The organism is Pontibacter litorisediminis (assembly GCF_029360645.1).
Taxonomy (GTDB): domain Bacteria; phylum Bacteroidota; class Bacteroidia; order Cytophagales; family Hymenobacteraceae; genus Pontibacter; species Pontibacter litorisediminis.
Map to the genome: position 1 here is coordinate 636,126 of NZ_JARDUA010000001.1, position 24,887 is coordinate 661,012.

General features: G+C 50.4%; 26 protein-coding genes and 1 tRNA gene. 12 read left to right on the forward strand and 15 right to left on the reverse strand.

Annotation, left to right across the window (positions count from 1 at the left end):
• The first annotated feature begins 123 nt into the window (after nt 1-123).
• The 8 genes from PXG97_RS02770 to PXG97_RS02805 all read left to right on the forward strand — a co-directional run bounded on the left by PXG97_RS02770 (nt 124) and on the right by PXG97_RS02805 (nt 7,797).
• Complete coding sequence (locus PXG97_RS02770) at nt 124-843, forward strand: SDR family NAD(P)-dependent oxidoreductase (RefSeq protein WP_276496194.1); 720 nt, start codon at nt 124-126, stop codon at nt 841-843.
• 70 nt (nt 844-913) lie between these two features.
• On the forward strand, nt 914-2,215 hold the full coding sequence (locus tag PXG97_RS02775) for a cryptochrome/photolyase family protein (RefSeq protein WP_338088590.1): 1,302 nt from the start codon (nt 914-916) through the stop codon (nt 2,213-2,215).
• Nucleotides 2,216-2,379: 164 nt separating this feature from the next.
• Nucleotides 2,380-3,441 (forward strand): PA0069 family radical SAM protein, encoded by a 1,062-nt coding sequence (locus PXG97_RS02780; RefSeq protein ID WP_276496880.1) that lies wholly within the window; start codon nt 2,380-2,382, stop codon nt 3,439-3,441.
• A gap of 48 nt (nt 3,442-3,489) precedes the next feature.
• On the forward strand, nt 3,490-4,335 hold the full coding sequence (locus tag PXG97_RS02785; RefSeq protein ID WP_276496195.1) for a DUF3298 and DUF4163 domain-containing protein: 846 nt from the start codon (nt 3,490-3,492) through the stop codon (nt 4,333-4,335).
• A gap of 83 nt (nt 4,336-4,418) precedes the next feature.
• Nucleotides 4,419-5,210 (forward strand): FRG domain-containing protein, encoded by a 792-nt coding sequence (locus tag PXG97_RS02790; RefSeq protein ID WP_276496196.1) that lies wholly within the window; start codon nt 4,419-4,421, stop codon nt 5,208-5,210.
• A 107-nt stretch (nt 5,211-5,317) separates the two neighbouring features.
• A complete protein-coding gene (locus tag PXG97_RS02795; protein ID WP_276496197.1) occupies nt 5,318-6,418 on the forward strand; it encodes a hypothetical protein in 1,101 nt (366 codons plus the stop codon).
• A 305-nt stretch (nt 6,419-6,723) separates the two neighbouring features.
• Nucleotides 6,724-7,614 (forward strand): transglutaminase domain-containing protein, encoded by an 891-nt coding sequence (locus tag PXG97_RS02800; protein ID WP_276496198.1) that lies wholly within the window; start codon nt 6,724-6,726, stop codon nt 7,612-7,614.
• A gap of 111 nt (nt 7,615-7,725) precedes the next feature.
• Nucleotides 7,726-7,797 (forward strand) — tRNA-Glu (locus PXG97_RS02805).
• Nucleotides 7,798-7,945: 148 nt separating this feature from the next.
• Here PXG97_RS02805 and PXG97_RS02810 read toward each other — a convergent pair.
• The 5 genes from PXG97_RS02810 to PXG97_RS02830 form a co-directional block, all read right to left on the reverse strand.
• Entirely contained in the window at nt 7,946-8,446 is a 501-nt protein-coding gene (locus PXG97_RS02810; protein WP_276496199.1) for a cupin domain-containing protein, read from the reverse strand.
• A 38-nt stretch (nt 8,447-8,484) separates the two neighbouring features.
• Nucleotides 8,485-8,940, reverse strand: coding sequence for a cyclophilin-like fold protein (locus PXG97_RS02815; protein WP_276496200.1), 456 nt, complete (start codon nt 8,938-8,940; stop codon nt 8,485-8,487).
• A 210-nt stretch (nt 8,941-9,150) separates the two neighbouring features.
• On the reverse strand, nt 9,151-9,894 hold the full coding sequence (locus tag PXG97_RS02820; protein ID WP_276496201.1) for an SDR family oxidoreductase: 744 nt from the start codon (nt 9,892-9,894) through the stop codon (nt 9,151-9,153).
• An 89-nt stretch (nt 9,895-9,983) separates the two neighbouring features.
• Nucleotides 9,984-11,120, reverse strand: a complete 1,137-nt coding sequence (locus PXG97_RS02825) for an alpha/beta hydrolase (RefSeq protein ID WP_276496202.1) — start codon at nt 11,118-11,120, stop codon at nt 9,984-9,986.
• Nucleotides 11,121-11,157: 37 nt separating this feature from the next.
• Nucleotides 11,158-11,727, reverse strand: a complete 570-nt coding sequence (locus PXG97_RS02830) for a sugar O-acetyltransferase (RefSeq protein ID WP_276496203.1) — start codon at nt 11,725-11,727, stop codon at nt 11,158-11,160.
• Nucleotides 11,728-11,846: 119 nt separating this feature from the next.
• Here PXG97_RS02830 and PXG97_RS02835 point away from each other — a divergent pair, with 119 nt between their 5' ends.
• The 3 genes from PXG97_RS02835 (at nt 11,847) to PXG97_RS02845 (ending at nt 14,533) form a co-directional block, all read left to right on the forward strand.
• The gene (locus tag PXG97_RS02835) at nt 11,847-12,674 is read left to right on the forward strand and encodes an AraC family transcriptional regulator (RefSeq protein ID WP_276496204.1); all 828 of its coding nucleotides are present in this window, start codon (nt 11,847-11,849) and stop codon (nt 12,672-12,674) included.
• 518 nt (nt 12,675-13,192) lie between these two features.
• Nucleotides 13,193-13,372: a hypothetical protein gene (locus PXG97_RS02840; RefSeq protein ID WP_276496205.1), complete on the forward strand. Its 180-nt coding sequence runs from the start codon at nt 13,193-13,195 to the stop codon at nt 13,370-13,372.
• A 72-nt stretch (nt 13,373-13,444) separates the two neighbouring features.
• On the forward strand, nt 13,445-14,533 hold the full coding sequence (locus PXG97_RS02845) for an AI-2E family transporter (RefSeq protein ID WP_276496206.1): 1,089 nt from the start codon (nt 13,445-13,447) through the stop codon (nt 14,531-14,533).
• A 109-nt stretch (nt 14,534-14,642) separates the two neighbouring features.
• On the opposite strand, the gene PXG97_RS02850 is transcribed toward PXG97_RS02845, so the two are convergent.
• The gene (locus PXG97_RS02850) at nt 14,643-15,644 is read right to left on the reverse strand and encodes an endonuclease/exonuclease/phosphatase family protein (protein ID WP_276496207.1); all 1,002 of its coding nucleotides are present in this window, start codon (nt 15,642-15,644) and stop codon (nt 14,643-14,645) included.
• A 540-nt stretch (nt 15,645-16,184) separates the two neighbouring features.
• Here PXG97_RS02850 and PXG97_RS02855 point away from each other — a divergent pair.
• Complete coding sequence (locus PXG97_RS02855; protein ID WP_276496208.1) at nt 16,185-16,445, forward strand: hypothetical protein; 261 nt, start codon at nt 16,185-16,187, stop codon at nt 16,443-16,445.
• A gap of 798 nt (nt 16,446-17,243) precedes the next feature.
• On the opposite strand, the gene PXG97_RS02860 is transcribed toward PXG97_RS02855, so the two are convergent.
• The 9 genes from PXG97_RS02860 to PXG97_RS02895 form a co-directional block, all read right to left on the reverse strand.
• Nucleotides 17,244-18,263, reverse strand: a complete 1,020-nt coding sequence (locus tag PXG97_RS02860) for a cation diffusion facilitator family transporter (protein ID WP_276496209.1) — start codon at nt 18,261-18,263, stop codon at nt 17,244-17,246.
• A 38-nt stretch (nt 18,264-18,301) separates the two neighbouring features.
• Nucleotides 18,302-20,329, reverse strand: coding sequence for a heavy metal translocating P-type ATPase (locus PXG97_RS02865; protein ID WP_276496210.1), 2,028 nt, complete (start codon nt 20,327-20,329; stop codon nt 18,302-18,304).
• Between the two features lie 17 nt (nt 20,330-20,346).
• A complete protein-coding gene (locus PXG97_RS21475) occupies nt 20,347-20,517 on the reverse strand; it encodes a DUF3703 domain-containing protein (protein WP_420851753.1) in 171 nt (56 codons plus the stop codon).
• Nucleotides 20,468-20,773 (reverse strand): DUF3703 domain-containing protein, encoded by a 306-nt coding sequence (locus PXG97_RS21480; RefSeq protein WP_420851745.1) that lies wholly within the window; start codon nt 20,771-20,773, stop codon nt 20,468-20,470. Before PXG97_RS21480 ends, PXG97_RS21475 begins: the two co-directional genes overlap by 50 nt.
• A 184-nt stretch (nt 20,774-20,957) precedes the next feature.
• Nucleotides 20,958-21,920, reverse strand: coding sequence for an adenylate/guanylate cyclase domain-containing protein (locus PXG97_RS02875; RefSeq protein ID WP_276496211.1), 963 nt, complete (start codon nt 21,918-21,920; stop codon nt 20,958-20,960).
• Nucleotides 21,921-21,934: 14 nt separating this feature from the next.
• Nucleotides 21,935-22,240, reverse strand: a complete 306-nt coding sequence (locus PXG97_RS02880) for a GNAT family N-acetyltransferase (RefSeq protein ID WP_276496212.1) — start codon at nt 22,238-22,240, stop codon at nt 21,935-21,937.
• 4 nt (nt 22,241-22,244) lie between these two features.
• Nucleotides 22,245-22,883, reverse strand: coding sequence for an alpha/beta hydrolase (locus PXG97_RS02885; RefSeq protein ID WP_276496213.1), 639 nt, complete (start codon nt 22,881-22,883; stop codon nt 22,245-22,247).
• A 300-nt stretch (nt 22,884-23,183) separates the two neighbouring features.
• Entirely contained in the window at nt 23,184-24,119 is a 936-nt protein-coding gene (locus PXG97_RS02890; RefSeq protein WP_276496214.1) for a ring-cleaving dioxygenase, read from the reverse strand.
• Between the two features lie 76 nt (nt 24,120-24,195).
• Nucleotides 24,196-24,735: a YceI family protein gene (locus PXG97_RS02895; protein WP_276496215.1), complete on the reverse strand. Its 540-nt coding sequence runs from the start codon at nt 24,733-24,735 to the stop codon at nt 24,196-24,198.
• Nucleotides 24,736-24,887 lie beyond the last annotated feature (152 nt).

Here is a 24,887-nt window from a genome sequence, read left to right on the forward strand (position 1 = left end):
TGCCTTAGTGGCATTTTAAGGCACTTTTTGCAGATAAATTGCGGCGCATCGACCCACTCTCCGCAGAACAAAATCCGCGAGTGCGGGTTAAGCCTTTAAATCTTATTTTAAAGAAGATAAAGCATGCCGTTTAAAGATAAGAACATACTCGTTGTGGGCGGCACCTCCGGCATTGGGCTGCAAACAGCCAAACTGCTGCAGGAAAAAGGGGCCAACGTGGTCACCGCCTCCCGCAAGCAGTCCGAAGAAGCCGAAGCCCTGAACCTGCAACACCTGCCACTGGATGTGCTGCAGTTTAACGATGAATTTCTGAAGGAGCTGCCGAACGTGCTGCACGGGCTGGTATACTGCCCCGGAAGTATAAAACTGAAGCCTTTTGAACGCCTGCAGGTAGAGGATTTCCGCAATGACCTGGAGCTGAATGTGCTGGGCGCGGTACAGGTGCTGAAGGCCGTGGTGCCGCTACTCAAGAAAGCCGATGGCGCCAGTGTCGTGCTATTTAGTACCGTGGCAGCGCAACTGGGCATGCCGTTCCATACTTCTATCGCCACGGCGAAGGCGGCTGTGCAGGGTTTAACCGTGGCGCTTGCTGCCGAGTATGCCACTACCCACATTCGCTTTAACGCTGTAGCCCCTTCCCTAACCGACACACCGCTTGCCCAAAGCCTGCTGAGCACGCCGGAGAAAGTGGAGGCATCTGCCAAGCGGCACCCGCTGGGGCGTGTTGGGCAGCCGCAGGACATGGCCAATGCCGCCCTGTTCCTGCTCAGCGATGACGCTGCGTGGATGACCGGCCAAACCCTGCATGTGGATGGCGGCATGAGCACCGTGAAGTTACTTTAGCGCCTAAGTTGCCCATCGTTTAACGAAAAGAAGGACCCAAATCCCTAATTCTTCATTCCTAATCATAAAAATGCTCCTCTTCTGGTTCCGCCGCGACCTGCGCCTGCACGATAATGCGGGCCTCTACCATGCCCTTACCTCGGGCAAGCCTGTGCTGCCCCTTTTTATCTTCGACAGCGATATTCTGGACAAGCTCAGCGACAGGAAAGACGCCCGTGTCACCTTTATTTATGAGAAGGTACAGGAGCTGCACCGGCAGTTAGAGGCCCGGGGCAGCACGCTGCTGGTAAAGTATGGGAAGCCTATGGAGGTGATACAAACGCTGCTGCAGGAGTATGCGGTGGAAGGTATCTATACTAACCGCGATTACGAGCCTTACGCCCGCCAGCGGGACAGGCAAGTATACGAGCTGCTGCAAGGACAGGGCTTAGAGTTTAGAACCTTTAAAGATCAGGTTATTTTTGAGCGGGATGAGATCCTGACGAAAGGTGGCACTCCCTATAAAGTATACACGCCCTACAAGAACGCCTGGAAGAAAGCCTTCAGCCCAAAGATGGCAGCTCCCTTTACGCCAGAGCACCACTTCGATCAGTTGTGTAAACACCCCGGCTCACAAATACCATCCCTGCAGCAGATGGGCTTTGAAGAATCTAACTTAAAGGTGCCAGAGCCAGACCTTACTCCTAAAACCCTGCAGGCGTATGGCCAAACCAGGAACCTTCCTGCCAAAGGCGCGACCTCACGCCTGAGTCCGCACCTGCGCTTTGGTACCGTCAGCGTTCGGGAGGCCGTGCAAATAGCGCTAAAGTATAATGACACGTGGCTGCAAGAGCTGGTTTGGCGCGAGTTTTTCATGCAGTTGCTGTATCATTTCCCAAAATCAGCTGAAGAGAGCTTTGCCCCTAAGTTCAGGCACATCGCGTGGCGCAATGATGAGGCCGAGTTTGAAAAGTGGTGCGAAGGTAAAACCGGCTTTCCCTTGGTGGATGCAGGCATGCGCGAGCTGAACGCCACAGGCTTTATGCACAACCGGGTGCGTATGGTGGTGGCAAGCTTTCTGGTAAAAGACCTGCTCATTGACTGGCGCTGGGGCGAGGCGTATTTTGCCGAAAAGCTGCTGGATTACGAATTGGCCAGCAACGTAGGCAACTGGCAATGGGCTGCCGGCACAGGGGCCGAAGCACAGCCCTACTTCCGCATTTTCAACCCCGATAGCCAGGTCACGAAGTTCGATAAGCAGCTGCAGTATATCAAGCGCTGGATTCCGGAATACGGGACAGATGCGTACCCAAAACCGATGCTTGACCACACTATGGCACGCGACAGAGCATTGGCTGCTTACAAAAAATCCATTGCGGAGGCGGAGGCTTGATCCCCATAATTTAACCAGAAATCATTTTCTTCTGCAAGACACTAACCGTCAAGGCAAAGCGGCTTTTCATACTTGGTTAACTCTTATTCCAACATCTTACTATTTAAGAGAAGCCAATATGTTTAGCAAAACTAATTATATTAGCACAAAGTATAGCTAGTATGATGAAGGCAGAAGATTTTCTGAAAGGCCGAGGCGCCCAATATAACCCTAATAACCCCTACCTGAAGCAGGAGTATGTGGCGGAGCACGTGGAGGGGCTGGATGAGCCCATGGTCAGCAATTCGAAAACAGAGTTTCTGCAGGAGTTTCCGAAGAAAGTGGTGAATAAAATAGATAGCCCGGACCTGGGGCTAGGCTACTCCATGAATCCCTACCAAGGTTGCGAGCATGGCTGTATCTACTGCTACGCCCGCAACACGCACCAATATTGGGGTTATGGCGCCGGTCTGGATTTTGAGCGAAAGATCATCATCAAGGAAAACGCCCCTGAAACGCTGGCAAGGCAACTGGAGAACCCGAATTGGCAAGTGATGCCCATCATGCTTGCCGGCAACACCGACTGCTACCAGCCCATCGAGGCGAAGAAACAGCTCACGCGGCGCCTCCTGGAGGTGCTGCTGCAGTACCGGCACCCGGTCAGCATCATCACCAAAAACGCCCTCATCCTCCGCGATCTGGACCTGCTGCAGCAACTCAACCAGTATGACCTGGTGCACGTGAGCATCAGCATCACCACCTTAGACGAGAAGCTACGGCAAAAGCTGGAGCCACGCACCGCGTCGGCAGCCAAGCGGCTGGAGGTAGTGCGGCAACTAACCGCGGCAGGTATACCTGTTAATGTAATGACGGCCCCCATCATTCCCGGCCTGAACGATTCGGAAATTCCTGATCTGATAAAAGCAGCCGCAGCGGCAGGTGCCAGCAACGTGGCCTATACCTTGGTGCGACTCAACGGCAGTATCGGGCCTATTTTTGAAGATTGGATACAGCAAGCCTTCCCTGACAAGGCACAGAAGGTGCTGCGCCAGATTGCCGATTGCCACGGCGGGCAGTTGAACGACAGCCGCTTTGGCGTGCGGATGAGCGGCGAGGGGAAGTTTGCCGAGTTGATCAGCAGGCTATTCCGGGTAAGCAAGCAAAAGTATATGGCCGGCAGAAGTATGAAGCCCTACGACTACAGCCATTTTTGCCAGCGCAAAGGCAAGCAGTTGGATCTATTCTGAAACTAATTTACTATATTTCCTGAGCAGTAGCACCACTACCCCCACCCTATGCTCAGATACTCCGTTTATACTTTGGCGCTTGCCACCGCCATCCTTTCCGGCTGCCAGTCTGCCCCTTCAGAAGAGGCCACCATGAGCCAGGAAGCGCAGGAACAAACCGCTGAACAGCCACTGTCCTTCCGCTCCAAAACCGTTACCCGCAAATCCAGTTACTGCGGCCAGGGCCCAAGTGCGTGCGCGGAGGCTACCATTACGTACCTGGAGGCCGTAGGCGGTAACGATGCGCTGCGGCAAAGTATAAACCGCTACATACAGCAGAAGCTCCTGAACCTGCAACTGGACATGCACCCTGACGCAGACACAACCCCAGGAAGCACAAACGCGGCCCAAACCGTGGCAGCGGCCTTTGTGAAGCAGCAGGAAGATTTCTTAAAAGATATGGAGGAGATACCGGCTTCCGCGGCCTGGGCGCTGGAGGTGGAGGTGTCCGCAATTTACCAATCGCCTGCCGTAACCACCCTGGCTATGCGGAGCTACACCTACGCCGGCGGCGCACACCCGAACTCTTACCTCAGCCTGCAAAGCTTTGGCAGCAACGGCCAAAAGCTAAACCTGGCCGACCTGGTGCGGGACACAGTGCAGCTGCAACAGCTGGTAGAGCAGGAGTTCAGGCGCACACGAGAGCTGAATGCCAACGTTTCTTTTGCCGATGCAGGATTGTTTCTGGATAGCAACGCGCTGCCGCTGCCACAGCAGGCTGGCCTTACGCCGCAAGGTCTCAGGCTATACTACAATGCCTACGAAATAGGCCCGTATGCTTTTGGGGCCACCGATTTGGTGCTGCCTTACCAGCAGCTGCAGGGCCTCCTCCAGCCTAAGTACAGCCCTGAATAGGCTACCCATTACTGCGGCCCGGTGTAACATACAGCCGCAGCTGCAGTAAGAAAACCTAGCAAACAGAACACACGCCACACCTTATGCAGCACGGACAGGATATTGTAGTTAACAGTTGGGCAGAGCTTCAGGCCGCGCTTTTTGACCACAGTTGGGACGACAAAATTAACCGCTTTCGTTCCTCATATGTGTACCGGGGCACCTGGAGCCAATCTTTCGACCTGGGGACGAGTATCATGCGCATCGGGCCCAAGTATGAGGAGCTGGAGCCGCACCTGCTGCGGAACTTTCGCAAGTATGCAATTAGCAACTCCACCCCCGGCGATTCTATCTGGAACTGGCTGGCTGTTGCCCAACACCACGGCCTCCCGACCCGCCTTCTCGACTGGACTTACTCCCCTTACGTGGCACTGCACTTTGCCACCGCCAACCTCAACCATTACGACCAGGATGGCTGCGTGTGGTGCGTTAATTATGTTAAATCCAGCGAGCACTTACCCACCACGTTACGGAAAGCGTTGAAGGAAGAAGGCTCTAATGTGTTCACCCCAGAAATGCTTGAGCCCGTGGCGCCATCGTTTAAGGCTCTGAAAAGCTTTCAGGAGGAGGAGTACGTGGTGTTTCTGGAACCCCCTTCGCTCGATGCGCGCATCGTGCACCAGTACGCCCTGTTCTCCATGATGTCGGATGTGAAGGCAGAGCTGAGCAAATGGCTGTGCCAGCACCCTGATTTATACTTTAGGGTGATTATTCCGAAAGAACTGAAGTGGGAAGTACGGGATAAGTTGGACCAGGCCAATATCACGGAGCGCGTGCTGATGCCTGGATTGTCAGGGCTGAGCCAGTGGCTGAAGCGGCATTACACGCACTCGTAAATTTTCACGAAATTATAGGGTGTGGGTACGTATAAATATAGCAGAAATGTATAATTTAAGGCACACTTACGTTTTTAACACCCGTGCTGATGAACCTGTGCCGAATAATGCGTGTCCTCCCCTTCTCACGCCCTACCACTAACCAAGACGTTTGGTTTAAAACTACCGCTTCCTCTTTCTTTCGTTATACTTCAGGAGGCGCCCTGCTGGCTACGCTGCTCCTGACATCCTCCTGCATGCAGGAACAGGACGCCAGTGCCTCTGCCCTGCAGCAAAAGCCTGCCACAGCCACCACACTGCCTGCCAATGCCGCCCCAGACACGGCTGCGTTAGACGCTGCCTCTACGGCGCCGGCGCCAGAGGCCCTCACCCCCGCTGCTACTGCTCCTGCCGAGTGGACTTACCCCGGCCCTAAGCCTTTGCCTGGTGCCGTGCTTCCAGGCAAGCGCATCGTGGCCTTCTACGGCAACCTGCTTTCTAAGCGCATGGGTATTCTGGGGGAACTGGAGCCAGAGCAGATGCTGGCCAAGCTGGATGAGGAAGTGGTCAACTGGAGCAAAGCAGATTCCCTTACCCCGGTGCAGCCTGCCCTGCACCTGATTGCCGTAACCGCCCAAGGGCATCCCAGCGCCGGCGGCAAGTACCGGCTGCGCATGAAGCACGATCTGATTGACCAGGTACTGGAGCTGGCCAAACAGCGCGACGCTATTGTTTTCCTGGATGTGCAGGTAGGCCAAAGCACATTACAGGAAGAACTGCCGCAGCTGGAGAAATACCTGAAACTACCAAACGTGCACCTGGGCATCGATGCCGAGTTCGCGATGAAAGACGGAAAGGTGCCCGGCCGCAGCATCGGCACCTTTGATGCAGCAGACATCAATTATGCCACCGACTATCTGGCCCGCCTGGTGCAGGAGCATGGCATTCCTCCCAAGTTGCTGATTGTGCACCGCTTTACACAACGCATGATCACCAACTACGAGAACATTAAGCTAAGGCCTGAAACGCAGGTGGTCATGCACATGGACGGCTGGGGATCGCCGGCGCTAAAGAAGGACACCTACCGCCGCTTTATTGTGCGAGAGCCGGTGCAGTTCACAGGCTTCAAGCTTTTTTACAAAAACGACCTGCGAAACAGCCCCCGTATGATGACGCCGGAGGAAATCATTGCGCTTTCGCCAAGCCCGATGTATATTCAATACCAATAGCGCGGCTGTCGTCATTGGCAGCACCTATAAGTATAAACACCATTAATAATCAAGCATATATATTTACATATACCTAATTAGCAGCAAACACAGAAAAGTATAAATGCCTGGTTTGCAGATGTTTTAACACAAGTTTATAGTATGTTTTGGGGGCAGGGAAAAAGGCGCAGGAGAAAAAGCTAAAAATTTGCGTTTGCATGGAGCAAAAAGGCCTGGATTTTGCGTTAGTTCTGTAGAGAGTACACCGTCTAGTCGCTAGATCATGCCTCTTTCCTGAAGCCCTCGAACCTTTAAAAAGGATAAACATGACGCACTACCTACACAAAAACCTAGTGAACTTCGCAGTGCGGTTCATCCAGATCATCATTGTCTTTCCGATGGCCGTGTTGTTGAGCTTCTACATTGAACCCTTTGGCTCTATGAATTACGAGCTGCACTTCATGCTTTGCTTGATGGTGGCCGCAGCCGCCTCCGTGCTGGTAACCAAGTATAGCCGTAAGCTTATCGTGTTAATGTTCATTGCCATACTGGCCATGTTTGCGTTCAATAGCACCTTCAAAGCGCAGACGTTTGAGGGCATTTACGACGACTACAACGCCATGCTGGTAAACATGACGAGCAACCCGCACAAGGTCTCGTACTTCAAGCCTGTTCGCGGCACTTATTTCCAGAACCAGCGCGTTAAAAGCGCTATGCAGCCTACGCACCCAATGGTTCGTGCATTCGCGGTAGAGAATTCCACCCGCTACTTCCACGACGAGTACTACCGCAAGTTTGGGAAGATAACCCGCTATTTCTCGCTCTTCAAGCACATCCGCCAGAACTGGCGCTACGTAAACGACCCGCTGGGCATGGACTATTATTCACCGCCAACTGAAAGTATGCAACTGCTGGCCGGCGACTGCGATGATTACTCTATTCTGATGGCCTCTTCTATTATGGCTATCGGCGGGGAGGCAAGAATTGTTATCACCACAAGCCACATGTACACTGAGGTAAAAATGGGCCATGTGGACGATCTGGAGAAGATAAGCTATGCAGTTCGCACCCTCTTCCCGGATGAAGTGGCTGACGGGAAGATTCATTTCCACGAAACCGGCGAAGACCTTTGGATCAACTTCGACTACACAGCAGAGCATCCAGGAGGGCCTTTTCTGGAGCCAGAGCTATACAGTGTGATTGCTTTCGAGAAGTAAAAAATATTCTACTGTTACTCAGTTACTTTCGGCTTCTCTAAAACTTTTTTAGTGCAGAGCTATTGCAGTAAAGCAAACACCCGCTATATTTGCATCACAATTAGACAGAACGGCCCGTTCGTCTAGGGGTTAGGACGCCAGATTTTCATTCTGGTAACAGGGGTTCGATTCCCCTACGGGCTACAACAATTAAAAAGCCGCTTCACATCAAATGGAGCGGCTTTTTTATTTGATATATTTAACCAAAGGGGAAACTTATCGAAAGTTCTACGATTCAAGGAGATACAGTACCATGAATAAGACTAATCTAGGTTCCCTACTTAATTCTTCATCAATCAGAATTGCTATATTCTTCGTCTGTTACTTTCTGTAGCCAGGTGACTATACCTTTTTCCGTTTTTGGTAAAATGTAGATCTGTTGCATGCCCGTATCAGGACTTGCCCCATGCCAATGCTCCACATTGGGTGGGCACTTCACCACGTCTCCCTTTTTGATAGTTTGTCGTGGTTGCCCTTTGATTTGATGGTAGCCTATACCACCGGTTATAATCAGGATCTGCCCTGCCGGATGGCTGTGCCAATTGCTTCTGGCACCGGGTTCAAAGAAGACATTACCTACAAGGGTAGTATAGGTTGAGTCGCTTGCAACCAAGCCATAATTCCAGGCTTTTCCGGTAAAGTTTTCAGCGGGTCCTGCTTCTCCTTTTGGGAAAATAGCCTGTGTATCATTTGCAGCGGCTTCATTTGATGCTTGTTCTTTACAACTAATCAAGGAGAGGGCTAAAACAGCAACCGCGGAAAGCAAGGACATTTTTGTTTTCATCTGTTGCATACTTTCAGATTTCTGAATTTATCATTTAAAGGCAGATTCTATTCTATTTCAAAAGTTACAATTACGCTTCCAGAACCCAAGGCTGCAGCCAATCCCGAAGGGTTATCTATTTTCCCGAGCCGGGTATAGTTGTAAGAGGTTGGAAATGATTTATAGAACAGTACAAGAGTGTTACTGCCATAAAGCATGATATCACCTGTCTGGATGCTGCCTGGGTTTGAGGCATTTGCAGGGAGATTCTCCGGAAAATCGAAAAACTTTTCGTTGCCGTTCAGATCTCGCATATCGATGGTCATTGGGAGCTTTGCTTTGAAGGCAGCAACGGTTTCATTGTTGTTAAGGGTTGCCGAAAAAGTATTGCCTCCAACCGTTATTTTCAGTTTCATACTTTCTTTTATGGGGTTGGCCGGTCTGTAATGCTCTTCTTTACAACCACTACAGGCAAACAGACTGAAGCTGATAAGCATTAGCGGTAAAAAATAAAATAGCCTCATACAGGTGATGTTTAGGGCAGAAGCATACTTTTGAATTTTAAGAAGGGGCTGTCACGGCCCCTTCTTAAAACTACTTTCTTTGTCTTACCCAGCTGAAACGATCGCAACTGTTGCCTTTACTTTATTCAAATTCTACTGAACCACTAAGCCGCGAGGCTAACCGGATACAAAGAAGACAACTTAGGTTTGGACAGTATGCCGGTTAGGGGTTTAAAGCTCCTGAGCTGTTGGTCGGAAAAGGATCTCATTGATGTCCACCTCTTCCGGTTGGCTGATGGCGAAAGAGATAAGCCGGGCAAACGCATCGGGAGTAACGCCAACTTGCCCCACATAGTCCTGATTTGCTTCCTGAATATCTTTTTCGCTGATGTGCTCGAGAAGCTCCGTTTTAACGGCACCCGGCGAGATAATGGTGGTGCGGATGTTGTAAGGTTTAACTTCCTGCCTCAGGCCCTCAGACAAGGCGCGTACGCCAAACTTAGATGCTGAGTAAACCGCCGAACCAGGAAAAAGCTTATGGCCAGCTACGGAAGAGACATTGATGATATGACCGGACTTCTGCTGCTTCATGTAAGGGAGCGCGGCAGCAATACCGTAGAGTACTCCCTTTAAGTTTAAATCAATCATCCGATCCCACTCTTCCACATTCAGGCGCTCCAGTGGAGAAAGCGGCATGATGCCAGCATTGTTAAGCACCACGTCCAACCGCCCAAACTGCTCGGCAGCAGCATCAACCAGTTTTTGTACCTGCTCACGCTGTGTAACATCAGTAGTTACAGCAATAGCTCTACCTCCATTCTTGTTGATTTCCTCTGCTATCGACTGTATGCGATCTGCCCGCCTAGCGCCAAGTGCAACGGCTGCTCCCTGTGCGGAAAGGTGACGGGCTGTTGCTTCGCCTAGTCCACTACTAGCACCGGTTATGACGATTACTTTTCCTTCTATATTATTCATATCTAGAATGTGTTTTTGATTTAGGCAATATGGTTTAGTTAGATGCAACCCTTATTATCAGAGCGAGCAGCATCTCGATTTTTTTATGTTTACTTCGACTGCTGAACGGTTACAGTCTGAAAGCTCTTTCTAAAGAATGACTCCAGCTTGTCAAAGGGAATGATAGCTACCTGGTCATACAAATCCACGTGATCAGCATCGGGCACAGTTACTAATTCTTTCGGCTCGGAAGCCATTTTATAGATGTCTTCCGAGTAGTACCGGGAATGGGCATTTTCTCCTGCAATCAGCATGATCGGACGAGGCGAAATCATCTCGATGTTTGCTGCCATCGGAAAACTGAAGAAGGCCATGGGAGTTGTAGCTGTCCAGGCGGTGGTGGAGTTGATGGACCGAGGGTGGAAACCACGCTTTGTTCGGTAATAATCAAAGAAAGAAGCCAACACAGGATCTGGATCCTTAGGAAGCGCTTCTGGAAGTACACGGGTTCCTTTTACCAGATTGCCCTTTTCGTCAAATGGTACTTCGTGCAAGCCTACCGCATACTTTCCGTTTTCTGCATCTGCCCAACGTTGCTGACTTAAATACTCAATCACCTGGTGGCGCTGTTCCAAAGTATAGCTGTCTTTATAATTGCGGCTCATGCTGCGGGACATGTCATACATAGAAGCCGTGGCTACTGCCTTAATCCGGGAATCGCCTGTGGCCGCAGTAAGTGCCATACCGCTCAAACCACAAATTCCGATAACGCCAATGCGATCACGGTCAATGGAAGGTAATAAGCCTAAGTAATCGACCGCAGCACTGAAGTCTTCGGTAAAAATTTCAGGCGAACCAACGTTACGTACTTCTCCCCCGCTTTCGCCCGTGAAGGAAGGGTCGAAAGCCAACGTTACAAAGCCCCGGGCGGCCATTTCATTTGCGTAAAGTCCCGAAGACTGCTCTTTCACCGCTCCGAACGGACCGCTTAAGATGATAGCGGGAAGTTTTTGGTCTTGAATAGCTTTTGGCACATATAGATCAGCGGCTACCGTAATCCCGTACCGGTTCTTAAAAGTTATACTTTGACGGGTGACATTATCACTTAACTCAAAAGTATAGTGTTCTGTTTTTTGCGCGTTTTCTATTGCATCCGTGTTATCAGCTCTTACTGTATTCTCTTTCTGAGCGCAAGCCTGTCCCAGCAACATAAGTGCTGCAGCTGCAACAACTAGTATTTTCTTCATTTTTTGGCTTATTAAGTACTCTGTTAAAGAGAAAGTTTTAATCGATCACTTTGATAATTTGGGCTGGAATGCCCCCTACTACGGTATTGTCCGGTACATCTTTGGAAACCACGGCACCTGCTGCTACGATAGAGTTTTCGCCGATGGTCACCCCTTGTAAAATGGTTGCCTGGGCACCAATCCAGGCATTCTTTCTAATGTGGATTTTACCTGCAGTGAGTGTTTGTCTATCGTTTACAGAGAGGGGATGCCCTTCTGAGAGCAAGCAGACTTTGGGAGCAAGCATGACATTATCTTCAATGGTAATGCCGCCCAAATCCAAAAAAGTACAGTCAAAGTTGATGAATACATTTTTACCGATTTTGGTGTTCTTCCCATAGTTGATTTGAAATGGCGGAAATACCATTGTCGTCGCATCAACTTCAGAGGCAGTGATTTGGCTTAACAGCTCTCTGATTTTATCCGGATTTGCCTCAGCGTTCAATTGAATGAGTAGTTTCCGGGTGGCATTACAAGCGTCCCCAATTTTAACATAGTCTGCATCGTTGAATGAAACAGCTTCACCATTTAACAGCCGTTGAAAAATATCTACCTGTTGCACTTTCATAGTCATATAACATTATGGATTACAAATTTACCCAAACCCATTCTTCCATTTGTTACACTTTACACGCATATAGTGTCATATATTTCCTATACTTGTCAAATCAGGAATAATGAGTATGAATGAATAAAGAAGAAAAGGATAAAGTGATTTTGCTGGAGGCACTTGGCAGTGTGCAGTTACCAGATGACTTTTTGTATCTCTACCACACGCACATCTACTGCCACCGGGGAAGTATAGGCTTTGTATTTAAGGATAAGCCGTATACCTGCAAAGCTGGAGAGTTTGTGTTCTGGTTTGCAGATAGTAAGTTGACAGATTTGACCTTTTCAAAAAAAGTTAAAGCGACAGTTCTGCTGGTGGAAAGAGATTTCCTGGATGAAAATATTCCGGACCAAAGCTGGGGCATTGATGCTTTACTACATTCAAGAGAAAACCCGGTGCTGCACCTAACTGATAAAAATGACAAGCACCGGGTGCTTTCAAATTTTCACCTGCTGCACGATAAATTCTCCGAAACAGATCACCGCTTTTACCATGAAATCCTGAAGCTGCAAATGCAGGTGTTCCTTCTGGAAATGTGGCACACGTTTGCGAATGAATATGAACATCGTAAACGAACATTAGAAAGCGGTACGCTTTATGAGCGTTTTATGCACTTGGTGCAGGAACATTGTATGAAAGAACGGGAGGTACAGTTTTATGCCAACAGACTTAACATTACTGCCAAGTATCTGAATTATGTATGTAAGCAAAATTCAGCTGTTACCGCATCGGAATGGATACAGCGTTATGTGAGAGAGAGAATTATTCTGCTCTTGCAAAACAAGAATCTGAACATTTCCGAAATTTCCGATGAAATGGAATTTTCAAGTCAGTCTTTTTTCACACGGTATGTCAAAAAATTACTAGGGATGACACCCAGAGAATTCAGAAATCGATTGGGCTAAATGAGAAATGTAGCTAACAACAATAGTTTTTCTTCTACAGAATAAATGCTTCTAAAATAGTTAAATCCTTGTGGATAAAGTTCGACAATTCCATCCTTTGGTCTACCAAAGCAGCTTCAGGTAAAGCTGGAGCTGCTTTTTTGTTTCAGTATAGTTGACGTTTTCCAAATTGTTCCCATTTCGGTGTCTATGTAGAAAGTAAAGCTATCTATACATTAGCTTCAGGCATAAGCAGCTCCTTCCGTTATTAAGATTTACTCCTTCTCTTGTAAGTTCCTTTCATCTTGCCTTCCTCACCGGCACTGCCATTAGGCCGAATCTCAGGCGACTCACACTTGCCCTCCGTGGGGTTAGCGATACGCTTCAATTAGTACTATAGCCTGCTGGCGCGGCGTGGCGTGCCGCGTGAGGGAGCAGCTGCAACCACATTCCTTTGAATCAGGTACATCATAGGGAGTCTCAGGCTTTCACCTGCGTCTCCTTTAGATAGCAGTCATAACTCTTTAGCTTCTAAACCTATGAAAAACATTCCCATACAATGGCTTTATGGCCTCCTTTTCCTTTTACTCTCCCTTACGCTGAGCGGCTGCGACCTTGTCGGCGATGTGCTCGAGTTCGGCTTCTGGACAGCTGCGATCATCATCGGCATTCTGGTGCTGATCATCTATTTCATCGTTAAGCTATTCAGGGGCAGGTAATTCCAGCCCCACCTCCCGGACTGTCTGCCGATTCCGGCGGCGCACATCAACAGATTTTAAGACACGTCATTCATGGCTGATAGCCCCCAGAACAAAGACACCTCCTCAGGCAAAGAGGCAAGCACCTTCACCCGCCGCAAACTAAAGGTAGTCGGCATCACGGTAGCGGCTGTGCTCCTCGTTCTGCTGATCGTAAAGGCCTTCAGTGTACTGCTGCTTATCTTCGCCGGGGTGCTCATGGCTGTGTTCTTCCGTCAAACCGCCAGCGCCCTGAGCAGCCGCACGCGCCTGTCAGACGGGTGGGCGCTGGCGATCGTGGTGGTGGGGGTGCTGGCGCTGATCACGCTCACCGTATGGCTGATCGCCCCGCAGGTGAGCGAGCAGGCCAGTGCCTTGGGCGACGAGCTCCCCAAAGCGGCAGAAAGCTTCCGGGAAAGGGTGGAAGACACGAAGTGGGGAAGCAGGCTCGTAGAGGAGGTTCCTTCAATGGACAGCCTGCTGGCGAACAGGGAGGGCTGGCTGGAGCAAAGTCTCGGCGTACTCTCCACCACCCTCGGGATACTGGGCAACCTGTACGTGGTGCTCTTCCTCGGCCTTTTCCTCACCGCACAGCCCCGCATCTACAGGCAAGGTGTCGTGATGCTCTTCCCATTGCCCAGGCGGGACAGGGCGAAGGAAGTAATCGACACGCTGGGGTCCACGCTTTACAAGTGGCTGCTGGGCAAGCTCTTCTCCATGGTGATTGTAGGGGTCTTCACCGCCGTTGGTTTGTACCTATTGGGCATTCCGATGGCGCTGGTGCTGGGCCTGATCGCCGGCCTGCTTTCCTTTATCCCGAACTTCGGGCCGATCATTGCCCTAGTGCCGGCCGTGCTGATTGCCCTGGCGGAAGGGCCTAATCAGGCGCTTTACGTCGTGTTACTCTATATTGGCATACAGGCCGTGGAGAGCAATATCCTGACCCCGCTGGTACAGAAGAAGATGGTCGAGATCCCCCCGGCCCTGATCATTGTGGGGCAGCTGCTGTTAGGGGTTTTCTCAGGGACGCTGGGCCTCATCCTGGCCACCCCGATCATGGTGGTTTGTATGGTGCTGGTCAAGATGCTCTACGTGCACGATGCTCTGGGCGACGAAGACGTACAGGTGGAGAGTTCCTCCTGAGCTCGCGGCACGGACATTCTGCAGCAGGATACAACCTAGGCTTATCTTCTGTTAAGATCATCCTACAAGCGCATTAACCCTTAACGTCAGGCCTTGCCAGTCGTCCCGCTTACTTCCGCATAGCCAGCTTCACGAAAATGGGGAAGTGGTCTGAACCAAACGCCGGAAGCCTTTCCAGCTCCACCACGGCGAATTCCTCGGACACGTAAACCTGATCCAATGGCCACCGCAGAAAGTTGGAGGTGGCGTCGAAGGAACAGTAGAGGCCTCTTCCTACCCGCACATCCCCCAGTCCGGTACGGGTTCCGAAGAGCTTAGAAGTTTTTGACCAGGCCACATCGTTAAAGTCGCCGGTCACTACCGTGGGCAGGTTTCTGTTTGCCACCGCTTGGCCAACTTTCAGCAGCGCCACTTCCTCCTCCCCCACATTGTCCGGGTACTTGCTCGGCTTTGGGGGCACCGGATGCATCGCGTGCAGCCGAAACTCAGTGCCGTCCGCAAGGATGACCAGCGTGTGGATCGATGGCACGCGCTGGTGGCTCAGGAATTTGATGTGGGTGTTCCGGAGCGGGAGCCGAGAGTAGAGGGCCATGCCGTAGGTGTTGTCCAGCGGGTACAAGACTTTGTGGGGGTACCACTCCTCCAAGGGGGAGAGGCGGCTAACCCACCATTGGTTAACCTCCATGGCCAGCACCATGTCCGGGTTTGACTTGCGCACCATGTTCAGGAATGCGGCGGCCTGCCTGTTATCCATCCATACGTTGGCAATCAGCAGACTCAGGCTCCTGCCCTTCCCTACTGTAGCGGGGGCGGCCGTCTCCACAGCCTCACTTACCAGAGGAGTGTAGGGCAGGATCAGGCGCGCCTGCAGCCCGGCGGCGGCCATAAGGCCCAGCAGGAACAGCACGGTCGGAGCCTTCCATCCTCTATTAAAAGCGACAAACAGCACAAGGCACACAAGCAGCCCTACTAGGACCTGCACCCGCGGAAAGTCAAGTGCTTTGATGTACCAGAACCGCACGTCGTGCACCAGGGAGAGCAGGGTCACGACGATCAGCAGGGTTCCTGCAATCACAATAAAGTAGAGGATAGTTTGTCTTACAAGGTGCATGCAACCATATGCTTGAATGGAATAAACGGCTTAGAAGGCTGGGTTGTTCGAAATGGCAATTACCTCGTCTATCTCTCATGGCTATCAGCTCGCAAGTGACGGCTTACTGTCCATGGGGCAAGCGGTTGCCCTCGATCCGTGTCGTGATGCTATATTCTGGCATAATGGCCTCTCAGGCAATTCGTAAACATGCAGTTTTTCGTAGATAAGTTGGGGTTTTAAGCAGTGTTTTGGTTTAGTTTTATACTTTGATATAGGCGCTACCTCCTCTTTAGTGGCTGAAGAATCAGGAATAAGTTAAATTTTCTTTTTCCCAGAGCAGAGCAGCTTCCCTACAGTTGACCCTCCTTTGTATTTACCTGAATCAGAAAATTGAAAAAACGCCGCCAAGCAGGACTACCTTCAGCGCAGGGACTACATCTTCTACGCCAAATTGATTAGCGGAAATCCGTGTTAACCTTATGCCAACATGCTACTGCCTACGCTTGGGCTTCTACTTGCTTCAGCAAATCATTTCAAAAACTAAAAGCTCATCTTGATTTGAGAGACGGCAACGAATCGCTATATGCCGAGGATGCAGATGGCACCTTCCGTTTCATAGGAAAAAGGGATTTGAATGGCAGTAACGGATTTCAGTTCTGGTGCCTGCCGGGGAACTACAGGATTCGGGCAACACCAAACCTGACAACTTTCTCGGATGTAGCCCCAGACTACGGGGAGAGCAGCCTTAGCCTGGCCACTGCCACGCCGCTGGTAATAACAGCCTCTCCCACAGCTGAACGCCAGAAGCCCTACCCATAGAGACGTTAGTAAACAGGCCATAGGCATGGCTCATCCCTCAAGCTGTCTTTGCTTACCTAAACTAATCCTACTCTTTGGGCATCCTATCATGCTCATCCCCATTTCTAGATGAGTCGCGTTTAGCTTCCTTTGCTGCAGCTTTAAGCATTTCATGATGCTCTTTCTTTTCCTTGAATTCTTTCCGGCGCTGTTTCTTCTGTTGGTCTCTTGATCTGGTACTCATAAATAAATTCTGTATAACAAACTCCAATATCGTACATGCCTTGATATCCAAAGATATCTTGTCTATATGCTTAAACGAAATTAGAATGTCTCGGCATTGAACGTGATTGGATGAATGTAATCTTGCCTGTTAAGATGGTTAAAACAATGGTACTTGTAAGATAAGAAACACTAAACTTATTAAAATGCTTAGTCAGCTACTTCCTGCCGAATGAATGCTGAAGTATTTCTGTTTGATTATTTTCATACCGTACCTCATGTTTTTTTGACTGCTTTTCTATTCTATATCCTCTGAGTAACGAGCCTCCTGAATAGTAATCCTTAAGCTGGCCTATCCGACCTAGTAAATTCCCTCACGACGCCTAAGCCTAATAAGCCTGTCTATTTGTCTAGAGCAACCGCTATGCTAAAAAAGATTTATACTTTGGTTACTATCTTCCCACTTTACCGAGTTTCGTCTTTTCAAGCTGTGCATTCGGCAAGTACGAAATTGTTGTTCTTACCACTTGCGCTACTTGCAGCTAGTTGGCTTCTGCGGTAGCCAACCTTGGTCAAGGCTGGCTGATAGAAGATGACTCATAAGTTTTTCAGGCTCAGCACCGCTTTTACTATTCCTTTTTCCAGAGCTTCTTCCTTAGAGCAGTCTTCGTCACTGTACAACTCCTCGGCATACTTTAGCGCCATAGTTTGGGTTTGCTCGTCCAGCACATTCAGACGTTGCTGATTGTCTTTGAACAAGGAAGCAACATAAGCGGTATAGTTTTCCATGTCAATGGTAACGTGCTCCGTATCTAGGTCTCGGAACACGGCGCTGATTTTGTCCTTTAGAATTTTCTGCTCGACCAAACATAAGTCATCGATCTTAACATGCACGGTCACCACCTTCTTTTCGGAAGTGAGGCCCCAGATGTGGAAGTGGTTTACCCGTTTTACGCCCTCCAGGCAAAGGATCTTCTGCCTGAGTAAAGGCACATTTACACCTTTTGGCACACGCTGCAGGAATACCTTTACCACGTCTACCAGCTTCACACTGATGAGGATAAGCACAACCAGGTTGATGACGATGGCAAGTATAGGGTCAAGTATGGGAATGTTCCAGAAGAGCAGAATGATGCTCACCACTAATACCGCCAGCCAACCCAGCGTATCCTCCAGCAAATGTATGGTCAGCACCTGCCTGTTGAGCGACTTGCCCGACTTCAGCTTCCAGGCGCCAATGCCATTGAGCACCATGCCTAACACTGCAATGCCGATCATCCATTTCACGTCGGGCATCTGCGGGTTCATGATGCGCTTTATACTTTCATAGAAAATGTAGATCGCCCCAAGCATCAGCACCAGTGCGTTGATGAGCGCACTCAGCATCGAAAAGCGCTTGTAACCGTAGGTATAGCGGTCGTTGCTCTCCTCCTTCTCCGACTTCCGCTCAAAATACCAACCCAAGCCCAGGGACAGACTATCGGCAAAGTCATGCAGAGAGTCAGCAATGATGGCAATGCTGCCGGAGATCAGTCCCCCCACTAGTTCCAGAATAGTAAAGGATAGGTTCAGCAGGAAAGCAGTTCGAATACTTTTACTTTTTTTCTCTTTTGGCATTTCGCTGTCTATCTCCTCTGTTTTATACTTCCGCCTGTTTAATCAAAGTGCATGCGCTGGATGCGCACGGCGTTAAGAATTGCCAGGAAGGCTACGCCCACATCGGCAAACACGGCCTCCCACATGGTGGCCAAACCGCCTGCTCCCAGTAGAAGTACAACCGCCTTCACTCCGAAGGCCAGGGCTATGTTCTGCCACACGATCTGCCTGGTTTTTTTGCCGATGTTAATGGCCGTGGGTATCCTGGAAGGATGGTCTGCTTGTATTACCACGTCTGCCGTCTCGATAGCCGCATCCGAGCCCAAGCCGCCCATGGCCATGCCCACGTCGGCTAGCGTGATGACAGGGGCGTCGTTGATGCCGTCACCCACAAAGGCTACGGTATGGCCTTTAGCTTTGAGCTCCTCCACCTTGCTTACCTTGTCCTGCGGCAGCAGCCCGCCATATGTCTCATCCAGCTTCAACTCACTGGCCACCTTCTGCACAATAGAGCCCTTGTCCCCGGAGAGCATCACCAGCTTTTTTACACCCAGTTCACGCATGCGCTGCACAGCCAAAGGAGCGTCTTCTTTTATTTTGTCGGCAATAGTAATGTACCCGGCATATTCCCCGTCCACTGCCACCAGTACGATGGTCTCCACAATATCACGCACGGCTGGGTCATAGGTCACTTCATACTTCTCAAGTAGCCGACTATTACCCACAAGCAACTGTTTGCCATCTACTTCGCCCTTCAAGCCGTGGCCCGGGATCTCCTCTACCTGCCCCACCTGGTGCTGCTGATACGCCTGGCCAGCCTCGGCCACAACGGCCTGCGCAATCGGGTGCGTGGACCGGCTTTCCAGCGCGGCCACAGCCGACAAGAACCAAGCCTTGTCGGGTAAGGTTGTCTCTACGCGCTGCACTTTAAACACCCCCTCGGTGAGGGTGCCGGTTTTGTCCATCACCACGGTATCCACCTGCGTCATCAGGTCCAGGAAATTGGAGCCTTTAAACAGCAAGCCGTTGCGCGAAGCTGCCCCAATGCCGCCGAAGTAGCCCAGTGGAATGGAGATGACCAGGGCGCAGGGGCAGGAAATCACCAGGAAGATCAGGGCTCGGTAGAGCCACTGGTTGAAGTCATAGGCCTCCACAAAAAAGTATGGAAGGAAAGTGAGTCCCACGGCCAGGAAGAAGACGATGGGCGTGTATATTTTGGCAAATTTGGTGATGAACTGCTGAGTTTTGGCTTTTCGGCCACTGGCCTCCTCCACCAGCCGCAGGATTTTAGACAGTGCGCTGTTTTCATAGGCTGAGGTCACCCTCAGCTCCACCACCCTATCCAGGTTAATCATGCCCGCCAGCACCGTCTCCCCTTTTGTTTTCGTATCTGGCTTTGATTCGCCGGTGAGGGCGGCCGTGTTGAAAGAGGAGCGTTCGGAGAGTAGTTCGCCGTCCAGGGCTACTTTCTCGCCTGCTTTTACCTGTATAACATCTCCCACCTGCACTTCTTTGGCCTTCACGGTAGAAATGCCGCCCTCCGTCACAAGCTCTACTTCATCCGGGCGGTTATCGATTAGCGCCTTGATGGAGCGGCGGGAGCGCAGCACGGCCGCCTCCTGGAAATGCTCCCCGATCACGTAGAAAAGCATTACGGCCACGCCCTCGGCGTATTCCCCGATGTAAAAGGCACCGAGTGTGGCCATGCTCATTAGAAAGAACTCATTGAAGAAGCTGCCCCGCAAGCTCCGGAGCGCGTGCCACACCACCCGCCAGCCTACCAACACATAAGCCACAGCATAAACTATAAACCGCACATACCCTGTAAACCAAGGGGTGTCGAGGTAGTCCAGCAGAATTCCACCCAACAAGAGGATAAGGCTTAACGCGGTGGGAATGTAGGAGGACTTTGCTTCCTCTTCCGCCTCCTCGTGCTCTTCTGCCCCCTTGGCTTTTGTCCTCCCGTCCAGGGAGCAGCACTCCGCGCCTACGTTCGGGCCAGGTGCCTCTGCTGTGCGCGGTGAGGTGATCTCGAGCGGCTTAAAGTCTTCTTCTATGTTTTTAGTTGTTTCTGTATTCTTTTTCATAGTAATCAGGGTTTCAGTTAGCGGGCATGGAAGAAAATTTCTTGCAGGTCGTCCAGAATTAACATTGCCCGGGGCGGCGGCACATTACCTCCACCTGTGTTACCGATTGGTATCTTGCCCGTCCAGATTCGACGCTGCCTACCAGCAGGCGCGGCAGCTGCCCCATCGTTTCCTTGGCGATTTTGGATTAAACCAGAACAAAGGCATGTTCAAGTGTACGGCGGAATGCGCCATGGGGTATGGCTGGCACAGCAAGTGCGCCTGCTCGAGGTCTACTCTCAGTCCATTGACAGCTGGCCATTCTTCTGCTCGGTATAGTAGGCGTCCAACCCTGCTTGGTAGTATGGCCGAAGCCCAACGGGCATTGTCTAGTTGATTTTTATACTTGATGTGCAGGTATTTCTGACGCAAAACCACTGCTACTGGCCTGCAAACGCATTGCATTGTTTAGCTGCAGGCAGCACAGGTACCACCCTTTACCCAAGATGATATTCATAAACTAATTGGCTATGGTGCCATTCACGAACAGCGTGCCGAATCCGGCATTATCTGTTGAAACTATGAGCAAGAGCCAGGAAAGCTCCGCGTTTAGAGGTATTGGCGTAGCCTGGTGAGGTGAAGTGTATAATTATGTCGCTTTAGGAGTTTGACTTGGTAATCCTCTATCGTAATCATAAGGTTTACCAATCAATTTCACTTCATAAGGATTGCTGACGCCTTTCAGGTTCAGGTAGTCGCACCCTAAAGAATAAGGTGGGTTTTTCAGTAATCGGTAAGCAACTGCTGAGATAACAAAACTGTTGTTCAGTTCTTTGGTAGCAGCTTGCAACCGGGCTGCCACGTTCACAGGAAAGCCCATCACCGTCAGGTTATGACTAAGCCCAATGCCCACGTTACCCACTATCACCTTCCCCACGTGCACGCCTATGCCTACTTCAAACGTATGGTTGAAGTAGGGTCGCATGTAGGTGTTATTAAAGATTTTTAGATCAGCCAGGATCTTCAGACCGGCTAGTACAGCAGACTCGGTAGCCTGCCTGACCTTGCTGTGTAACCCGAATACAGCATAAAGCCCGTCACCGGCTGTGTCTATAATTTCACCGTCGTATTGGGCAATGGCATTTTTAAAAAGCGCGAAGATCCTGCGCATGATGTGTATGACATCAAAAGGCAGGTTTGCTTCAATAAAGGGTGTAAAATTGCGGATGTCAATGAAGAAAAGCGCCAACTTGCGGCGCTCACCCAATGCACTCCGTTTATCGGCTTCTGTATCATCAATAAAAATATAGCGGTCCGTTTCGTCCCGTATCAAGCGCTGCACCTCCACCCCTTCTCCGCTCACCCGCGACTGGCAGGCAAGCCGCACGTTGTCCGGAAACTTCTTTACGTTCTTGATGGCACGCTCATAGCTAGTAGGCGGACTTAGCTGCTCCTGCCCTTTCAGCACAAGTATCCTACAGGTAGTGCATTGTCCTTTCCCACCACAGGCGTGAAAATGTGGTATACCTGCTGCCAGCGATGCCTGCAGTATTGTCTGGTCTTCGGCTACCGGTACCACTTTCTCCCCCTTAAAATTTACCAAGTGGGTCATTCGGAATTATTCTTTCAAGATGATGCTATACTTTTACCGCCTCCTTTATGTACCAGGTGCTGATACTCTGGATGTTTTTTAAGGTACGCCCGCATATAAGGGCATAGCGGAACCAGTTGCAGATCATTTGCAGCAGTGAAGTTCAAGACATACTTGGTCATGGCAGCTGCTATGCCGCGGCCTTCGAGTTGCCTGGGCACTTCGGTATGCAGAACGGTTATCACACCGGGCCGTAATTTATACACAATGAAAGCCGTATGCCCTTCAATATTGGTTTCAAACCTGTGCTGGGCTGGATTGTCTTTTACTTCTAGCTCCATGGTCTTAACCGTTGTTTGAGGTTGTTATCAGTTGGGTTGCCAGGTCCAACTCTTCCTGCAGGATGGTATGCGGTCGCCCTGGGTATACTTTTTTGGTGACCACAGCGCCCAAGCCTTCTAACACTTTTACCGTTTCCTCTATTCTGCTAACGGGCACGTGCGGATCAGGATCGCCTGTGGTGATCAGCACCGGCGTACCGGCAAAGTCGCCAGTATACCTCTGTGTGTCTAACTGCTGCCCAATAAGACCGCCGGTAAAAAGCAGCAGGCCGCCATACTTCCTGGCATTCCGTGCAGCATATTCCGAGGCAAGGCAGGCGCCCTGTGAAAAGCCTCCGATAACTATTGCTTCACTCTTTACCCCTTGCTCCAGTATAGCTTGTATCAACTCGTCCAGCCGCTCCAGCGCAGAGTCCAGAGCAGGTTGATTCTGCTCTTCGGGAGCCATAAAGCTGTAGGGGTACCAGCTGTGATTGGTAGCCTGTGGGGCAAAGAGGGTAAAGTCCTGCACGGGGAGGTAATTGGCCAGGTCCAATATACTTTGGGCAGAAGCCCCACGGCCATGCACCAGCACAAGTGCTTTACTGGTTTCTGACAAAGGCTTCCCCTTCGTCATTACGTCTTCAGTGTGGGTATAACTCATCGTTCCTCATTGATAGTATGAAAGATTTGCCTTATGCATGTGTTACGCAGACAGAGATGCAGTGGGCGGAATTCAGGTTGCATGTTTTATGCGCTTTGCCAGTGATTGCTTTCAGGAGCAGCCCTGCCCCTACTCACGGCACTGCTCGTAGACCAGCGACGTTCTAATTCGATATCCCTAGTCTCATAAAAAGAGATACAGCCAGGCCTGTGCCATGTGAACTCTTCATCAGGAATGGGCTCAACTTGACGTAAACATGCATTCAGCTTTTTGATCGAGACAGCCTCCTTTTGCACTAAGTTAGTCTACTTTGGGCAACTGAGCTTCTATCTCGGCTCTGCGGGATTCGTATCGTGGCGGCAGCAGCAAACTCGAACCCAGCTTATCCCACGACTCGTCAATGCCGAAGCCCGGGTTATCCGTAGCGATTTCGAACAGCACGCCACCTGGTTCACGGAAATAGAGCGAGTAGAAGTAGTTACGGTCTATTTTATTGGTGATGTTGTACCCAAGCCCGGCAATCTTGTCATGGAAATGCATCAGCACTTCCTCGTTCTTTACCCGGAATGCAATGTGGTGGTTAGTGCCCGTTCCGCCAATACCGCGGGATTCGTTTGGCAGCTCCACCAGGTCAACAATGTTGGCCGTACCCACTGCATCGGTTTTGTACCGGAAACGGTTACCGCTTTGCTCCTGAAAGGTATACCCAAAGATATCCGTCAAGACCTTGGCAGTCTTCTCTTTGCTCTGCAGGGTCAGGGTTACCCCATGGAAGCCTTTGGTGGCCACATCTGCTTTTACTTCTTCGGTCTCCCAGGGGGTCCGGTTATCCGGGTGCTTTGGTATAACCAACTCCAGCTTGAGGCCGTCCGGATCCAGGAAGGTCAGGTACTTCTCGCCAAACTTTTCAGATGGCTTGTTGTAGATCACGTTGTGCTGCTCGAAGCGGTTTATCCAGAAGTCAAAGCTGCCTTCGGGCACGGCATAGGCAATATTGGTGGCCATTCCGGTACCGGCACTTCCTCGGCGGGCATCTTCATAGGGGAAGAAGGTGAGGATATTACCTGCACTGCCTCTTTCATCGCCGTAATAGAAATGGTAAGTACCCGGGTCATCAAAGTTTACGGTTTTTTTGAGCAGCCGCAGCCCCAGAACTTTTGTATAAAAATCAAGATTTTGCTTGGCCATACCCGCAATCGCTGTGATATGGTGCAAGCCTGCTATTCTGTTTTCCATGTTCATTCCTTTTTATCGCCATCTCCTTGATTTACAGGTATACGGCGTAGGTTAGCTTTTAAGAAGTCGGTAATGGTCAGGTTGTTTGTTTTACCAGTTGAACCTCAGCTTGCAGCTTTATCTCATCGCTTACCACCACATTGCCCGCTTCGGTCACGGCGTTCCAGGAAAGGCCAAATTCCTTACGGCTTATCTGCCCTGTTACTGTGAAACCGGCTTTTGTCTGCCCGTACGGGTCCACTACAATGCCGCCAAAATCCACCTTCACCGTTATCGGCTTCGTTATATCCCGTATGCTCAGCTCTCCGTGTAACCGGTAATCGCTGCCTCCTACATTTTCATAGCCGGTGGCAACAAAACCTATCTCGTTGTGCTTCTCCACATCAAAGAAGTCCGGCGACTTCAGGTGGGTGTCGCGTTGCTCGTTGTTGGTGCTGATCGAGTTTACGTCAGCCGTGAAAATCACCCTCTCGGCATCGGTGAATTCCTCATTCGGCGTCCAGGCTTCTATGTTAAAGTTTCTGAAGTAGCCGGTCACGGTGGTGATCATCAGGTGTTTTACCTTAAACTGTACTTCGCTGTGCATGGGGTCTACTACCCATTTGATATCTGCCATAGTTCTTTTCATTAACGAGTACAAGCGCGTGATGTCTTGTTATAGACAACAAATGTACATACATTTAATGTATATACATGCAAGACCTGCAAAAAGTTTAATTTCTTGTATCCCGCACCTCAACGGCTAGGCAACATAAACATGTAGAAGAG

Coding starts and splice junctions, on each gene's coding strand:
- PXG97_RS02785 (WP_276496195.1), top strand. CDS start 3,490: ATGCTCAGATACTCCGTTTATACTTTGGCGCTTGCCACCGCCATCCTT.
- PXG97_RS02895 (WP_276496215.1), bottom strand. CDS start 24,735: ATGGCAGATATCAAATGGGTAGTAGACCCCATGCACAGCGAAGTACAG.
- PXG97_RS02865 (WP_276496210.1), bottom strand. CDS start 20,329: ATGAAAAAGAATACAGAAACAACTAAAAACATAGAAGAAGACTTTAAG.
- PXG97_RS02790 (WP_276496196.1), top strand. CDS start 4,419: ATGCAGCACGGACAGGATATTGTAGTTAACAGTTGGGCAGAGCTTCAG.
- PXG97_RS02835 (WP_276496204.1), top strand. CDS start 11,847: ATGAATAAAGAAGAAAAGGATAAAGTGATTTTGCTGGAGGCACTTGGC.
- PXG97_RS02850 (WP_276496207.1), bottom strand. CDS start 15,644: ATGCACCTTGTAAGACAAACTATCCTCTACTTTATTGTGATTGCAGGA.
- PXG97_RS02875 (WP_276496211.1), bottom strand. CDS start 21,920: ATGACCCACTTGGTAAATTTTAAGGGGGAGAAAGTGGTACCGGTAGCC.
- PXG97_RS02775 (WP_338088590.1), top strand. CDS start 914: ATGCTCCTCTTCTGGTTCCGCCGCGACCTGCGCCTGCACGATAATGCG.
- PXG97_RS02830 (WP_276496203.1), bottom strand. CDS start 11,727: ATGAAAGTGCAACAGGTAGATATTTTTCAACGGCTGTTAAATGGTGAA.
- PXG97_RS02860 (WP_276496209.1), bottom strand. CDS start 18,263: ATGCCAAAAGAGAAAAAAAGTAAAAGTATTCGAACTGCTTTCCTGCTG.
- PXG97_RS02820 (WP_276496201.1), bottom strand. CDS start 9,894: ATGAATAATATAGAAGGAAAAGTAATCGTCATAACCGGTGCTAGTAGT.
- PXG97_RS02825 (WP_276496202.1), bottom strand. CDS start 11,120: ATGAAGAAAATACTAGTTGTTGCAGCTGCAGCACTTATGTTGCTGGGA.
- PXG97_RS02800 (WP_276496198.1), top strand. CDS start 6,724: ATGACGCACTACCTACACAAAAACCTAGTGAACTTCGCAGTGCGGTTC.
- PXG97_RS02885 (WP_276496213.1), bottom strand. CDS start 22,883: ATGAGTTATACCCACACTGAAGACGTAATGACGAAGGGGAAGCCTTTG.
- PXG97_RS02845 (WP_276496206.1), top strand. CDS start 13,445: ATGGCTGATAGCCCCCAGAACAAAGACACCTCCTCAGGCAAAGAGGCA.
- PXG97_RS02840 (WP_276496205.1), top strand. CDS start 13,193: ATGAAAAACATTCCCATACAATGGCTTTATGGCCTCCTTTTCCTTTTA.
- PXG97_RS02815 (WP_276496200.1), bottom strand. CDS start 8,940: ATGAGGCTATTTTATTTTTTACCGCTAATGCTTATCAGCTTCAGTCTG.
- PXG97_RS02890 (WP_276496214.1), bottom strand. CDS start 24,119: ATGGAAAACAGAATAGCAGGCTTGCACCATATCACAGCGATTGCGGGT.
- PXG97_RS02810 (WP_276496199.1), bottom strand. CDS start 8,446: ATGCAACAGATGAAAACAAAAATGTCCTTGCTTTCCGCGGTTGCTGTT.
- PXG97_RS02795 (WP_276496197.1), top strand. CDS start 5,318: ATGCGTGTCCTCCCCTTCTCACGCCCTACCACTAACCAAGACGTTTGG.
- PXG97_RS02880 (WP_276496212.1), bottom strand. CDS start 22,240: ATGGAGCTAGAAGTAAAAGACAATCCAGCCCAGCACAGGTTTGAAACC.
- PXG97_RS02780 (WP_276496880.1), top strand. CDS start 2,380: ATGAAGGCAGAAGATTTTCTGAAAGGCCGAGGCGCCCAATATAACCCT.
- PXG97_RS21480 (WP_420851745.1), bottom strand. CDS start 20,773: ATGCAATGCGTTTGCAGGCCAGTAGCAGTGGTTTTGCGTCAGAAATAC.
- PXG97_RS02770 (WP_276496194.1), top strand. CDS start 124: ATGCCGTTTAAAGATAAGAACATACTCGTTGTGGGCGGCACCTCCGGC.